The following is a 14096-nucleotide window of genomic DNA, read 5'->3' as shown; positions in this document are numbered from 1 at the left end:
ATGTGTTTGATGTGTGGTGAAGGACTTACTGAACCTGTTTCTTTTTACGTCTTACGACACGACTACGCACGACAGAAGTCCCCTCTTGTTCAAGATGAACGTAATCATTAACCAACCCCAACACGTTGTCTTCAAATGGCAGGAATCGCACGGCAACTCGATAGAGTTGTTGTTCTATGGTTAATTCGTAATATTCAACAAGTGCTTGTTGGATATCAAGTGTCTGAAATACCGAGGTTTGTACGCCTTTGGCCATGGGTTGGGGCAGAACCGTCGTAATTCGTTTCCCTAATAGCTGTTCTCCTCCGACGTAATGTTTGGTGTCCGGATTTGGGTAGTAATAGTCGATATAGATGCCTTTTGAATTCCACAGGAATAATTTCTGCGGCGGTGTGATCCAAGCATTGTCGGAGCCAAAGAGCTTGTGTGAAAGAAAATCCCAGGCATGTTGGGACAACCGGGTATGGTCCATGATCGTGACTTCTAGACTTAGGCTTTGGGCTTAATCCTCGGTGTCATCGATGTTGTGTCTGGAAAATAGCAATGGAGCACATCCGGGATTGCGACTGAACCATCAGCTTGCTGGTAATTTTCTAAAATCGCCACAAGAGTACGACCGACAGCCAGTCCAGATCCATTTAACGTATGCACATGATTGGGCTTCCCCTGTTTAGGGCGATAGCGAATATTGGCTCGCCTGGCTTGAAAGGCTTCAAAATTACTGCAGGACGACACCTCTCGATAGGTCTGTTGGGACGGAAGCCAGACTTCCAAATCATAGGTTTTGGCTGCTGCAAATCCCATATCGCCAGTACAAAGTGCCATGACTCGATAGGGTAGATTGAGAGCTTGCAGGACTTTCTCGGCAGCCTTTGTCAGATCTTCATGTGCCTCATACGATTCTTCGGGCTTTGAAAAGATAACGAGTTCGACTTTATTAAATTGATGGACACGAATGAGTCCCTTGGTATCTTGACCGTAGGATCCGGCTTCTCTCCGAAAGCAGGGCGTGTGGGCCACATATCGGATAGGCAAGTCCGTTTCTGAGATAATTTCATTTTGGAAAACATTCGTGACAGGCACTTCAGCTGTTGGGATTAAAAAGTAATCTTCGCTTACCAAGTGAAAGGCATCATCCTCAAATTTTGGAAGCTGTCCGGTCCCTGTCATGCTCGCCCGATTAACGATAAAGGGCGGAAGAACCTCGGTATACCCATGTTCTCGAGTATGAAGGTCCAACATGAAATTTGCCAAAGCGCGTTCAAGTTTGGCGCCAAATCCTAATGATAGGGAAAAGCGAGCTCCGGTTAATTTACTGGCCCGCTCAAAATCAAATATCCCAAGCGCCTCACCGAGATCATCGTGAGACCGCGGTGAAAAATCAAATGTGGGAATCGTTCCCCAGCGTCGCACTTCTTTGTTGTCTGCAGCATCGGCTCCTTGGGGAACGGATTCGTGTGGAACGTTCGGAATACGAAGTGCTTGAGTCTGCAATTGTTCTTCGACCTCTCGCAATTGGCCTTCTATATCTTGAATGCGATCACCCAGAGCACGAAGTTCTGTCGTGGCTTCATCGGTCGGCTGTTTTTCTTGTTTGAGTTTGGCAACCTTGTCGGAACCTCGTTTGAGCTGACCACGCAGCTCCTCGACTCGTGCGATTAACTCGCGGCGTTGTTCGGTTAGCTTTTGAACCAGGGTCCAGGGCACATCTTTGCCACGAGATCCAAGGTTCTCTTGCAATTGAGCGAGCTGATCTTTTAAAACACGGAAGTCATACATAAAGTTATATTTTCAGTTGTTCTGACGATGATTTTGAATCTACCACTCGTTGAAATTGGAGTCAACGAAAATAGGTAAGACCATCATTTCAAGCACCTGAGACGTGTCGTGCGAACTATATAATGCCGTATCATTTTCCCTATGAAGATCTATTTGTGTGGGGAATAGGTGCGCTGATTGTTGGCCTGCTTTGCCTCCGATTCGTACTCGTTCGACGACAACGACAAGCTGAGACGAATCGCAATCCGAGACCAGAAAAATAATCACCCCAATGCGTCCCCTGCTGTTTGTGTTTTCCTGAACCCCTCTTTATAATCAGTCTCTTTTTTCAAAGGAATATTGTCATGATCGAGACGTCGTCAACACGTTCAGATGGGCGCATGCCCAATGAAATTCGCCCCGTGAAAATTACCCGCTCCTTCACAAAGTATGCGGAAGGCTCAGTGCTCATCGAAATGGGGGAAACCAAAGTCATTTGTAATGCAACCGTTGAAGAAAAAGTTCCATCATTTCTTCGTGATAAGGGTAAGGGGTGGGTCACGGCAGAGTATGGCATGTTGCCTCGCTCAACCCATGACCGCATGCCGCGTGAAGCCAACCGTGGGAAACAAGGTGGACGAACGCTGGAGATTCAACGATTGGTTGGACGTGCGCTTCGCGCCGTCACAGATACCACGGCGTTAGGTGAGCGGACCGTCTGGATTGACTGTGATGTCATTCAGGCTGATGGAGGCACGCGAACCGCTGCGATCACCGGTTCGTTCATTGCGCTCGCAGATGCCATGACGAAGCTCAAGGACAAGCAACTGATCAAGCAACGGCCGCTGAAGGATTATCTCGCTGCGATTAGCATAGGGAAAATTGGGAGTGACGTTCGTATTGATCTCGCCTATGATGAAGATTCAGTGGCTGATGTCGATATGAATCTGGTCATGACCGGCAACGGTCATCTGGTTGAAGTTCAAGGGACGGCTGAGGGTGAGCCATTTGAGAAAAAAGACCTTGATGCGTTTCTATCCATGGGATGGATTGGCATTCAGGACCTGATTAAGATGCAAAAGGATTTAATAGGACCGTTAGCTTGAATGATCACCATCAAGACCAAGATATTCTCGTGCTGGCTACAGGCAATCAGCACAAACAAGAGGAAATTCTTGCCATCCTTAATGATCTTCCTGTGAAGATTCTCACGCTTCGAGACTTTCCGCAGGCACCGGTCATTGAAGAGGACGGTCTGACTTGTGAGGAAAATGCCATAAAGAAAGCCCAGGGCATTGCCAAGTATACTGGTCATATTACTCTGGCTGATGATACCGGGCTCGAAGTTCAGGCTTTAGATGGTCGGCCCGGTGTGTATGCCGCTAGATATGCCGGAGAACACGCCACCTATGAAGATAATTGCCAAAAGCTCCTTCAAGAACTTTCAGGCGTGACCGCTGGACATCGACAGGCCCGTTTTCTTACAGTAGTATCCATAGCCAATCCTCAAGGCAAGGTTGATGTCACGGAAGGGGCTCTGGAAGGCGAGATCACGGAGGCTGTTCAGGGTACTCAGGGATTTGGGTACGATCCTGTGTTTTGGCTTCCCGACTTACACAAGACGCTTGCAGAAGTCAGTCTTGAAGAAAAGAATACGATTAGTCATCGTGCCGTAGCCTTACAAAAAGCGAAAGCTCTACTCAAGACCAAGTGGTTTTCACAGGTTCAGTCGGGGCGTAGCGCAGCCCGGTAGCGCGCCTGCTTTGGGAGTATCGGCCTTCTAAGCTCCCTTGGAACCACTCAAATTCCCTCAACGTTGATTGTCCATATTCAGCGGTATATTTACTGGCAGTCACGTTATTTTAGTATTGCAATTTCCTACCAAACTCAGTACAGCGTCGAGACGCTCTCAAAATTAAGAATCATTCTTAAAGGAAAGGATTGACCGATTAAGTAAAGCTTTGACGAAATCGCAATTAGTTGGCACACTCGCGGAGAAGCATGAGGCCTCCCAAAAGGCCATTTCTGTGGAAATGAGGTCTTCTTTATTCAGGAGTTGCCCTTTCCATATCCCAATGAGCCCCTTAGGAGAAAGTACACGTTGGAAGAGTTGATTCAAGTGTGATCGAGTTTTGTTAAGTTCCTGTTTATGTTACACCGCTTCCTCAGGAATCTTCAAACTCGCCAGGTGTATATCAGTTTCAAACCCTGTGATAGCAGTTTGTAAGCTGGGTGGAACTGTTTGTGCTTCGCTAAAGCCGAGCTCATTAGATTGTCGGAGAGCAAGTAAACCTTCGATTGACGCAATGGTCGTGTTTGCAGGAAACCAGGTCAACTGAAGACGACGAGCTGACGTGGTATAGGAGGAGCTAATGTATTTAAAACGACCTCCCTCGAGTCCCTCACACAGATTGCCTTCCATCGATTCGAAAAGAAATGCCTTGGAATTCTCCTGCAGTGTGACCTGCCCCTTGCAGTGCTGATCTCCTTTCAGAAACACTGCGAGTCCCTTTACCTCATTAGGTCCAAAATCCAAGAGAGCGAGATACACTGTTGACGCGTAGAGAAAATCTTTCCGAAGCCCAGCACCTTCCCACACACGATACTTGCGTCAGTTGCTTACGAGAGATGGAGGAGCAGAACTTACGGATAACTTCGTCGCCCCACTCGTAACGCTCGGCGTGATCTCCTCCATCTGGAAATGGTGCAAACATGATTCCCGTGCCATACTATTGGGTATGAACACTCTATCGACAATTCAGAAAAACTTCAAAGGCCGCCACTTCGACCACGACATTATTCTTCTCTGCGTCCGATGGTATGTGACATACAAACTCAGCTATCGCGATCTCGTGGAGATGATGGAGGAACGTGGGATCTCCCTAGCCCACACCACGGTTCGTCGGTGGGTGCAACACTATATTCCGAAGTGTGAAAAGTATTGGCACGAGATGCATCGCCATGTGGGGAACTCCTGGTATGTCGACGAGACCTATCTGAAGATGAAAGGAAAGTGGATATATCTGTATCGAGCGGTGGATCAGCACGGGAACACCGTTGATTTTCTGTTGAGTGCAAAACGTGACACCGCCGCCGCCACACGGTTTCTGCGCAAAGCCATCGTCTCATGGTGTCGTCCGACGAAATTGACGCTCGACAAATATCACGCGAATCACCTGGCGATTCAAGAGCTCAAAGAAACCCAATATCTGAAGCGACCGACGATTCGCACAGCCAAATGTTTGACGAATCGCATTGAGCGGGATCATCGCCGCATCAAACAACGCATCCGTCCCATGCAAGCGTTTCAGGTGTTTCGGAATGCCCAAGTGACCATCGCGGGAATTGAGTTAGCACACCAATTTCGAAAAGAGAAACACAAATTGAGAATTAAAAAGCAGAGCCTAGGTGCGTCTGAAAGTTCTTGGCTCAAGCTGCTCGCTGCCTAGCAAATGATTTCCTTCGAAGGCTGACTCTGTTCTGGTTTGGCTATTTGCACCAATTCCGTCTTAAATGGGTCGTCACGTCACTCCTGGCTTGCTCATCCAGCCAAGAGCTTGTCTTGCAGTTACAATCGGAATCCCCTGAATGGAGTGATGCACTAGGAGATCGGTCTTGTCTCCGCTGACGAGACCGTCGGCCCGGCTCGCCACGGCAGTAGCCAGGATTACATTATCCGCAGGGTCCCCAGACAGGGTTATTATTGGGAGATCAGAGACAATAATCGCTAATGCATCAAGATTATTCAGCAAGTCTGTGGCATGGTCTGTGGGAATGCGAGCCTGAAGTTTCTTATAGGTAAGAACGCGTGTTAGTTCTTCAACTTGCGCTGGTGAGGTGGCCAGTTCATAGCGCCCCTCCAACCATCGCTGAAGTAACTGTGCGGGGGGAGCTACCTGGGAAAGGAGCCCTGAAATGAGGATGTTGGTATCAAGGACGAGTCGCACGAGCCCACGTCACCGCCTCTTGGGCGAGTTCCTCGGCATCATGCTCATTCAGATCCGCGTTGCGGGCCTGCAAATCGCAGATGGTCTGACGCAGCATTTCTCGACGCATCGCCTCTGTCGCAAACTTAGATAAGTCCCCCTTCTTGCCACCCCTTCGGGCCAAGAACGAGCGAACAGCCCGATCAGTGTCATTGGGGATACTAAGGGTCCAGCGTGTCATCTTTACTCCAAATATAGACGTTTATACGTTTATGCATCTATCTTATCACTATTAATTAAATTCTACAAGCATGAGTTCTGAATGAACGCGTAATCTGCTGCCGAAGCTCCACTTCATCGAGATAGCGGAGCAGAAAGATAGATTTGAGAATTTGTCCAAACGCTTTGAGGGCCCGATACAACCCGTGTTGAGAGGAGTAGGAATTCAGGCGTCGGAACAATTCAGAGGGAGTCGTGACTCGTAGTTTGAGGGTGGCGACAAACCGCAATATATCTTCCCAATGGGTATAAATGAGTTGAGTATTCACCGTGCCCTACGGCTTCACCAAAAAGGATGGGTACGACTCCTGCTTTCGTAACCCTTTAAAGGCATAGAGCCGTTGGCGTTGAAAGTTCTTAATGCGTGGGGCATAGGCTAATCCCAAGAGATGCATCACCCCAAAGATAAGTTCACTATACCCATGGGTGTCGGTTGAATGAATACGGCTCGGTCCTCCGTCCTGGTGCAGTAACCCGTCCAGGACATACGCACTCTCTCGTTCAGCCGCACTAATGACCCTGGAATAAAACAACAGATGCCGTTTATCAATAAAACTGTACACACTGACGCCTTGGCCTTTGCCGAAATATTTATATGAGTAATTCGCATTCAAGGACTCGGCAGGAACCTCAAACTTCTGCCCATCACTGGACGTGTGGAGAGCTTCCGGGGAACGACGATAGAGTGTGGGCAAAGGGAGTTGGTCGAGCATGCGCAGAATGGGATCATTCGCCGCCCGGATGTTGGCCGGGGTAAAATACCAATTCACGGTATGCTCGACTTGGCCTTCCTGCAGATGGCGAGAGATGCGAGCGAATTTGCGTACGCCAATGCCACAACCGAGCCCGAGCAAGCCAGCGAGAAAGGTTCGCATTGGAGGTCGCGCGGCTTGTGGGTGGTGAGGTCCATGGGTAAATTCCGTGAGGAAGTGGGTGAGTTGATTGACCGTCGCCCAAATTTCTGTCAAGGCCACATAGTGGCGCCCGGGGAAAAAGGCAGAGAGCGATTCCATCTTGATGGTAGTTTGAGCGGGAGTCTTGACCAGGAGGCTGGTGTCCGTCTTCTAACTGACAAATTCATTTTGGTGACGGCACAGGTATGTGTTTGTCTTGACAAATTGCTCATGCAGATGCGTTTCTAAATCCCCCAGCACGACCTGAGGATTCGCGAACGCCTCCAGCTGAGCCTGTTGCACATAGTGATCACGAACTTGTTGCCAGTGCGTGCGACTGAGCAGATACCCTTCGAGGGCACGATATTTATACGACTGATCGAGAAAGAGGGTGCCGGCTTTTAACCCTTGTCCCACATGAATAAACAGCAAGGCTTTATATAAGGAGATTCGAAATGGCCGATCAGGAGGGCTCACAGCCTTCCGTTCGGTTGAGGTGAGGAACTGCCTTGGTGCGTCGTGGCCTAGACCTCCCTGGTGCTCTTGCACATAACGAATCGCAGCCAACAAGGCGTGATCGGTTCCCTGCCAGGGCAGACTTTTGAGAATGGGCATGAGGCGCGCTTGCATCCGAAGCGACCGCGTTTCTAAGCCGGTATAGTACGTGTTCTGGTTCTGGGTCTCTTCGACACTCGCCTTGAGCGGGGTCATGACCTCAGCCAGGTGTTGCTGAGACATTTTTCGTGTCGCAAAGACCTGCTGAATCCGATCGACTTTTTCGTCATTGGTGAGATTGGAGGATTCGATGATGTGTTGAATCGAAATGAATGCCGTCATCACATCGGTTTCGAGAATGGTCAGCAGGGTATTCAGGCTGGTGGTCTGCGTGTCGCGCGTGGCATAGCAGGCCTCCATATGTCCCATCGCACACTATTGAGAGTCAAAGGGAGGACATTCAGGAACACATCCACGAGGTTATCGTGCAACCGGTAATAGTGGTGCACGACAAACGCGAGGAGATGGAGGAGACGAATATGCTCCCCACGGCGGCTGAGATCAAAGACATCTTGCTTCATGGTAATCTCGGCATAACATAATAGGTGATGCCGGTGGGCGGGAGTTCAAGGAGAGGTAACAGAGGAGCCAGGAGGTGATAGAGCGTCCGGATTTGTTCAAGACTGTTGAGGCGTGCCCGAACTTGGTTCGGCTTCGTGGACTGGGATAACCGCTTGAGTTGACTCAAGCGATAACGATCGTGTCCAGAGGGATTCTGTGAGGGCATTAGTAGAGCGTGCAGTTCCTGACGGGTGAGCGGAGTGAGATGGTGTCCCAGTCGTTGAGCGAAGACTCCCTGACGCTGCGTGACCGCGGTGGCAATGAGCCGGCTGAGATAGTCAGAGCCAGGAATTTCAATACGGGTGGCCGTGAGGCGGTCCACTACACGAAAAAATATTTGCCTGGGATCCCAATGCACTTTGGCCAAGGTACGAATTTCGGCAACCATCATTTTTCGCGCCATGCGGTCATACCATCGAAAGTGGCGCAACGTTCGAATGAGATGCCGATGGCGTGACGGCGTTTCGGAGGCATACGAGGCGAGGTTGAGTTGTTTGAACGACCAACCTAAGCTTTGGGAGACATAGGCAAGATCAGTTGTTCGAAATTGGGCTGGTGGATAAAACCGAGCGGTGGCACGGAAATAACCGTAACTCACCAAAAAGTAGACTTGATTCGTAGGAGTTCTGAGGCTCTTGAGAGTACGGATGACATCAAGGGGAGGGTCAAAGTAGTGATGTTGCTGGGGGAGGGAGAAAACAGGCGGCGAATCAAATTCTTTACGTTCGATAGCAGTGATAATGTCCATTCTGGGCATGAAGACCTCCTTAAGTGTAAAAGGAGGTATTGTGAATCCCAGCAGAGGAAAATTCGACTCCGGGAAAAGAATACAGAAGGAAATTCGTTGAGAGAGGAGAAAGAGAATGCCAACGTCTTGTCAGCTGGCTGAGATGAAATTATTCACAGCGCTATGGGAATTTTCGCCCGTTCTCGGGTGCGGACCCAATTATGGAACCAGCGTCGCCTAGACACCAATCGGGTTTTCCTGTATAAAGGAAAGCCGTGGAAAAATCCACGTACGGCATAGGCCGCCACATGTCGGCGAGCGGGGATTCGTGATCTGCAGCTCCATGACTTTCGCCACGAGGCCACAACGAACCTGAGGCGAGCAGGAGTGGACACTATGACGGCAATGAAGATTGTCGGCCACAAGTCGGAACAAATGCATCGGCGTTATAATTCCATTAAGCCAGCGGATCTTCACCAGGCGGCCGCCATGCTTGAGAAATATGGGGCTAACACCGTAATAACACCTGATGGAAAACGTGAATCGGGTCATTCTATAAGTCATTGAAAATAAAGGATCGGGGCGTAGCGCAGCCCGGTAGCGCGCCTGCTTTGGGAGCAGGATGTCGGAGGTTCAAATCCTCTCGCCCCGACCAACTTTCGATCTCTGACTTTCTTCTCGTACTTCTCCTTCTTTCCATTCGAACGTTCAGTTGAACTTCTCATTACTTGACCCGCTTTTTTCGTTTGACCGCGCATGCGAGCGAAAGCAGTAGTCCGAATCCTGCCACAGCGAGCATCCCTCGGTTCATAGACGCCCACAGTAGGACACTCATGGACCGAGCCTGTTGATCGAATAGGCCATGGGCACCTCTGTCCTCTGCCACTGGAGTCCATAGATTGTTAGGACGATCTGATTCAATGGGAATAGTAGTCTGTTGGCCGGAGTAGGCCACGTCAGCTAAATAATGATCCAGCAATCCTGGTATAAATTTCTCTCCTACAATAGTCTTGACTGTTGGTATTCCGATCCACAGTTCTCGTCGATTATGGAAGGCCGCCCAGACAATACCCTTCGCCATTACCTCAGGCTGATAGATAGGGGGTACTGGTTGAGGGTGGTAAGGCAATCGAGTTTTGATCCATCCAAATTGAGTTGTATTGACCCCTGGCAAATGCACCATCGTTACGCGCACGCGGCTTTCATCGTGAATTAATTCCGATCGGAGAGATTCAGTAAACCCTTTCACAGCATGCTTGGCTGCACAATAGGCCGATTGAAGCGGAATAGCTCGATAGGACAAGGCTGAGCCAACCTGAAGAATGACCCCGCGATTTCGAGGAATCATGCGACGCAAAGCTGATAATGTTCCGTGGACAAACCCTAAATACGTCACCTCGGTTACACGCCGAAATTCTTCTGCCGTCATGTCTTTAATCGGCGATAGCACAGAAACCATGGCGTTATTAATCCAAATATCTATCGGCCCAAATTCTTTCTCTATTTGCACTGCTGCGGCCTCAACCTGTTGATGGTCGGCAACATCTGTAGGAATAATTAATGCCTTTCCTCCAAGCATTTCAATCTCTTGCTGAGCGCCGCGTAGACCTTCTTGGCCACGAGCGAGCAAGCCCAGATAGGCCCCACGTTGTGCAAAGGCTCGTGCTGTTGCCCGCCCGATACCAGCTGAAGCGCCAGTGATCACGACGACTTCCCTCTGACGATTCTTTCTCATCCTTATTCCTCACATGAGCAGATTAAAGTGAATGCCAGTGGAAATCTTTTAGGATTATAATACGATTAATCGTGATATGATCTAGACAAAGTCAGGGAGGAGGAGTTTAAAATATCCTCTTTTGTGAATGCATTGAAACATGAAGCGACTCGAGATAGGATACTATTATGTTAGGTTGGTCTGCCTGTTCAGTGGTTGAGCGTGATCCTCTGCGAGTCAGTGGCGGGTGGGTGTTTCGCGGTACCCGTATCCCCGTTCTCGCACTCTTTGAAAATCTTGAAGACGGGGTGGAGATCGCCGAGTTTGTTGAATTGTTTCCGGGGGTTACTCCTGAGCAGGTACGGACGGTTCTTTCCCATGCGGCTAAAAGTCTAGCCTCTCCTCAAGCGATGTAACGTGCGAATCCTCTTTGACCAAGGCATACCGGTTCGGCTGCGCAAGCTCCTGCTTCCGCATCAAGTAGAAACCGTTTTTGAACATGGTTGGGGCGCATGCACGAATAGTGAGTTACTGACCAAAGCTCAGGAAGAGGGTGTTGATGTGTTACTGACAACCGATCAAAATCATGGCATTTGCGAAACATTTTCTGAACAAAACATCGCAATTGTCATCCTCTCCTCTACAAGTTGGCCCAAAATCCAAGCAACCACCGCATCGATCCTCCAAGCTATCGAAACCTCATCCCCTGGAAAACTTCACGAAGTGAGTATTTTCTAAGACCATTTCCAAGAATTGCCAAATGATTGCACGCAAATTTCTTTGGCATATATCATCTCTCGATGTTAGAACGAGTCCTCTTACACGTTAGAATATGATGCGAGTAAAGCAGAGTGATGTATTAATTGGGAATCATAAGAAATTTGACATGCGTATTGGTGTCTGATACCTAATAGCTAAGGAGAAGCAACAAGGTCGTTGATTCTCACATATGTACAAAGCTTAGACGAAGGACAACGAACGTCCATTCTCCAATTTGGGAATGGGCGTTTTTTTTTGCCACCCTTTAGGGAAGTGTCAGGAGCGGGGGAGAGATAGCAGTGTTTGAGTTTATGGCAGGCGTATGTGGAATGATTATAGCGAATCCCAATAAGTTTTCCAGCTGAGGCATATCAACTAACTCCGCGCAGCTATTCACTTCAAACATGCGGAAATTATTTGATACGGCTTTAAGAGAGATGAATATTAATCCGAGATTCATTCAACACCCTATTAAGGTAATCATGTATGAAAGTTCCGGAATCACTCAAAGATGATCTTCCCGGGGTCGTGAGGCAACTCAAAGCGATTCTGACAGGAAAGGCTAGTCCTGATGTTCGCATACATGAAGCATTAGGACTTTTAGAGATACTTGCTTGTCATGAAAAAAAGCCAAAACAAAAATCAAAAAATAACGCCTCCCTCAAGCGGCAGCAGGTAGAGTTTGAACCAGAGAGCAGTTCCAACCGGCACATGACGAACGTTGAAGCAGGTTCCTTGAGTCTGATTGGTAACAGTTCGGTTATGCAATATGTTTATGAATCCATTGGGCGAGCTGGCCACAGTCAAGCCACAGTCCTGATTCGCGGAGAAAGTGGAACGGGGAAAGAGCTGGTCGCCAAGGCTATTCACGAATCAAGTCCCAGAAAAGGCCGTCCCTTTATTCCTCTGCATTGCGCTGCGGTTCCAGACTCATTAATTGAGTCGACGATGTTTGGCTATGAACGCGGGGCGTTTACGGGCGCGAGTAAGACCCGTCGAGGAAAGTTGGAACAGGCTTCAGGAGGAACACTCTTTCTCGATGAAGTTGGGGATATTCCGTTGAATACACAGGTAAAACTTCTTCGAGTCCTTCAGGAGCGGGAGTATGAACGAGTCGGAGGCACACAGCTTCTTCCTGCTGACATTCGAATTATTGCGGCCACGCATCGTGACCTGGAGGCCATGGTGTTATCTGGAACATTCAGAGAGGATCTCTACTATCGATTGAATGTGGTCCCAATGGTCTTGCCGCCGCTTCGTGAACGTCAAGAAGATATCACTCCGTTAGCAGAGCATTTTCTTGAGCGGTTCAATCGTGACAATCATCGTCACATCAAATTAGATGCTGACGTGGTCGCTATGTTATCTCGCTACCACTGGCCTGGAAATATCCGTGAATTACAGAATTGTATAGAACGAATTGTGGTTTTGGCAGATTCACCGACTGTGACACTCTCGGCAATTCCTAAACCATTACAGTCCTATATGCACCATATTCGAGATGTCACCCTCTCACCCCAAAAGAATGCTTCCTTGAAGGCTCTCGATACATTGCCGAAAGATGTTCGAAATCTTGAACGTGAACGTTTAGTGCAGGTGTTACAAGATGTTGGCTGGATTAAAGCCAAGGCTGCTCGGAAGCTAGGACTCACTCCGAGACAAGTCGCGTATAAGATGAAAAAGTACAAAATTTATCGTTCTTTCACACGGTCTTAACCACCTCATTTCTCAACAACCATCCCTGAGTTCACTTGATGGAACAAACATATACGACAAAATTGTCGGTTGAAACGAACAAAATTGTTGGTTTGTCGAAAAAATATTGACGTCTTTGGCCCACTTTAAAGAAATGATACTGCATGATTGTTGATTGTTTTTATATTGAGGACAGTTGGCACAATAATCGCTTATGCATATATTAAGATGACCTAGTTAGTCTTTGGTCAACGTGAGTGGAAGAACAGCTGGCAAAGGCGCCACTGCTGATGAGGGGGAGGCAATATCTCCTCAATCAGGCAGGCGGCGTCTTTTTTTTGCACAATATCCACGGTACGCAAACAATTCATGAAAGGCATCACATGTACGAAACGGATATCGAAAGAATGGCTCAAGTGGCAAGCACAAAGGTGGCGTATCAGCAATCTTCTCCTTTTGGCTATGTCATGCTATCAGTATTGGCCGGCGTCTATTTGGGATTCGGAATTACATTAATCTTTAGTGTTGGTGCCCCGTTTGCCGCAGAGGGTTCAGGGGCCGTCAAGTTAGTCATGGGAGCGGCGTTTGGGATCGCGCTGACGCTCGTGATTTTTGCCGGTTCAGAATTGTTCACTGGCAATAACATGGTCTGCACTATTGGTGGTTTGTCGAAGGTGATTACCTGGAACCAGGTCGGACAGATTTTTTTCTGGTCCTTTCTCGGCAATATGATTGGGTCGCTTGGCATTGCCTGGCTGATTGTGCAATCAGGCGTCTTGTCGAAGACTCCGCACGTTGATCTGCTGATGAATGTGGCCTCTATGAAAATGTCGCTATCCGGTTGGGAATTGTTCATTCGAGGAATCTTGTGCAATTGGCTGGTTTGTCTAGCAGTTTGGATGTCAGCACGAACCACGAATGATGCCGCGAAGGTAATGTTGATTTTTTGGTGTCTTTTGGCTTTTGTGGGAAGTGGGTTTGAACATAGTATCGCCAATCAATCAATCTTCAGCATGGCATTACTTCTCCCCCATGGACACGACATCACCCTGTATGGGTTTCTGTGGAATCAAGTCTGGGTCGGGTTGGGGAATCTCGTCGGCGGGGCAGTCTGTGTTGGTGGTGCCTATTGGTTTACGAGTCGGGTTCCCTTGACGGTGACCCCGGTACCAATAATGAATTGTCCCCCCGTGCCCTCAACATTTGAGTCTGACGGGGTTCGTGGGTGA

15 protein-coding genes, 1 tRNA gene and 2 pseudogenes are annotated in these 14096 nt (G+C 48.6%); 9 read left to right on the top strand and 9 right to left on the bottom strand.

What is annotated here, in order from left to right; translation table 11 throughout:
- Positions 1-25: 25 nt before the first annotated feature.
- Both ACWQXP_RS05000 and serS read right to left on the bottom strand, forming a co-directional pair.
- On the bottom strand, positions 26-472 hold the full coding sequence (locus tag ACWQXP_RS05000) for a hypothetical protein (RefSeq protein ID WP_454061742.1): 447 nt from the start codon (positions 470-472) through the stop codon (positions 26-28).
- A 17-nt stretch (positions 473-489) separates the two neighbouring features.
- Positions 490-1779, bottom strand: a complete 1290-nt coding sequence (serS, locus tag ACWQXP_RS04995) for a serine--tRNA ligase (protein WP_454061741.1) — start codon at positions 1777-1779, stop codon at positions 490-492.
- 344 nt (positions 1780-2123) lie between these two features.
- On the opposite strand from serS, the gene rph reads away from it, so the two are divergent.
- A complete protein-coding gene (gene rph, locus ACWQXP_RS04990) occupies positions 2124-2864 on the top strand; it encodes a ribonuclease PH (RefSeq protein ID WP_454061740.1) in 741 nt (246 codons plus the stop codon).
- A complete protein-coding gene (locus tag ACWQXP_RS04985; protein ID WP_454061739.1) occupies positions 2861-3511 on the top strand; it encodes an XTP/dITP diphosphatase in 651 nt (216 codons plus the stop codon). Before rph ends, ACWQXP_RS04985 begins: the two co-directional genes overlap by 4 nt.
- 399 nt (positions 3512-3910) lie before the next feature.
- Here ACWQXP_RS04985 and ACWQXP_RS04980 read toward each other — a convergent pair whose 3' ends face one another.
- Positions 3911-4258, bottom strand: coding sequence for a hypothetical protein (locus tag ACWQXP_RS04980; protein WP_454061738.1), 348 nt, complete (start codon positions 4256-4258; stop codon positions 3911-3913).
- Between the two features lie 238 nt (positions 4259-4496).
- Between ACWQXP_RS04980 and ACWQXP_RS04975 the strand changes: the two genes are divergently transcribed.
- Positions 4497-5207, top strand: coding sequence for an IS6 family transposase (locus ACWQXP_RS04975; protein WP_454062982.1), 711 nt, complete (start codon positions 4497-4499; stop codon positions 5205-5207).
- A gap of 72 nt (positions 5208-5279) precedes the next feature.
- Here ACWQXP_RS04975 and ACWQXP_RS04970 read toward each other — a convergent pair whose 3' ends face one another.
- The 5 genes and pseudogenes from ACWQXP_RS04970 to ACWQXP_RS04950 all read right to left on the bottom strand — a co-directional run bounded on the left by ACWQXP_RS04970 (position 5280) and on the right by ACWQXP_RS04950 (position 8729).
- On the bottom strand, positions 5280-5705 hold the full coding sequence (locus ACWQXP_RS04970) for a putative toxin-antitoxin system toxin component, PIN family (RefSeq protein WP_454061737.1): 426 nt from the start codon (positions 5703-5705) through the stop codon (positions 5280-5282).
- Complete coding sequence (locus tag ACWQXP_RS04965) at positions 5689-5925, bottom strand: ribbon-helix-helix domain-containing protein (RefSeq protein ID WP_454061736.1); 237 nt, start codon at positions 5923-5925, stop codon at positions 5689-5691. The genes ACWQXP_RS04970 and ACWQXP_RS04965 overlap by 17 nt, the downstream gene beginning before the upstream one ends.
- A gap of 55 nt (positions 5926-5980) precedes the next feature.
- A pseudogene (locus tag ACWQXP_RS04960) lies at positions 5981-6976 on the bottom strand (Tn3 family transposase).
- 51 nt (positions 6977-7027) lie between these two features.
- Positions 7028-7771, bottom strand: a complete 744-nt coding sequence (locus ACWQXP_RS04955) for a hypothetical protein (RefSeq protein WP_454061735.1) — start codon at positions 7769-7771, stop codon at positions 7028-7030.
- Between the two features lie 157 nt (positions 7772-7928).
- Positions 7929-8729 carry a DUF4158 domain-containing protein gene (locus ACWQXP_RS04950; RefSeq protein ID WP_454061734.1) on the bottom strand — a complete coding sequence of 267 codons (801 nt, stop codon included), beginning with the start codon at positions 8727-8729 and terminating at the stop codon, positions 7929-7931.
- Between the two features lie 288 nt (positions 8730-9017).
- Between ACWQXP_RS04950 and ACWQXP_RS04945 the strand changes: the two are divergent.
- Together ACWQXP_RS04945 and ACWQXP_RS04940 are read left to right on the top strand one after the other, a co-directional pair.
- A pseudogene (locus ACWQXP_RS04945) lies at positions 9018-9266 on the top strand (tyrosine-type recombinase/integrase); the annotation flags it as partial.
- An 11-nt stretch (positions 9267-9277) separates the two neighbouring features.
- Positions 9278-9354: transfer RNA gene (locus tag ACWQXP_RS04940), tRNA-Pro, on the top strand.
- Between the two features lie 69 nt (positions 9355-9423).
- On the opposite strand, the gene ACWQXP_RS04935 is transcribed toward ACWQXP_RS04940, so the two are convergent.
- Entirely contained in the window at positions 9424-10434 is a 1011-nt protein-coding gene (locus tag ACWQXP_RS04935; protein WP_454061733.1) for an SDR family oxidoreductase, read from the bottom strand.
- A 167-nt stretch (positions 10435-10601) separates the two neighbouring features.
- Between ACWQXP_RS04935 and ACWQXP_RS04930 the strand changes: the two genes are divergently transcribed.
- From ACWQXP_RS04930 to ACWQXP_RS04915, 4 genes are all read left to right on the top strand, one after another.
- A complete protein-coding gene (locus tag ACWQXP_RS04930; RefSeq protein WP_454061732.1) occupies positions 10602-10829 on the top strand; it encodes a DUF433 domain-containing protein in 228 nt (75 codons plus the stop codon).
- A 1-nt stretch (position 10830) separates the two neighbouring features.
- On the top strand, positions 10831-11151 hold the full coding sequence (locus ACWQXP_RS04925; protein WP_454061731.1) for a DUF5615 family PIN-like protein: 321 nt from the start codon (positions 10831-10833) through the stop codon (positions 11149-11151).
- Between the two features lie 507 nt (positions 11152-11658).
- A complete protein-coding gene (locus ACWQXP_RS04920) occupies positions 11659-12888 on the top strand; it encodes a sigma-54 interaction domain-containing protein (protein WP_454061730.1) in 1230 nt (409 codons plus the stop codon).
- 386 nt (positions 12889-13274) lie between these two features.
- The gene (locus ACWQXP_RS04915; RefSeq protein ID WP_454061729.1) at positions 13275-14096 is read left to right on the top strand and encodes a formate/nitrite transporter family protein; all 822 of its coding nucleotides are present in this window, start codon (positions 13275-13277) and stop codon (positions 14094-14096) included.

The organism is Candidatus Nitrospira salsa (assembly GCF_965152625.1).
Note: the sequence above shows the minus strand (reverse complement) of the source record. Positions and strands in the feature narration are given on the sequence as shown.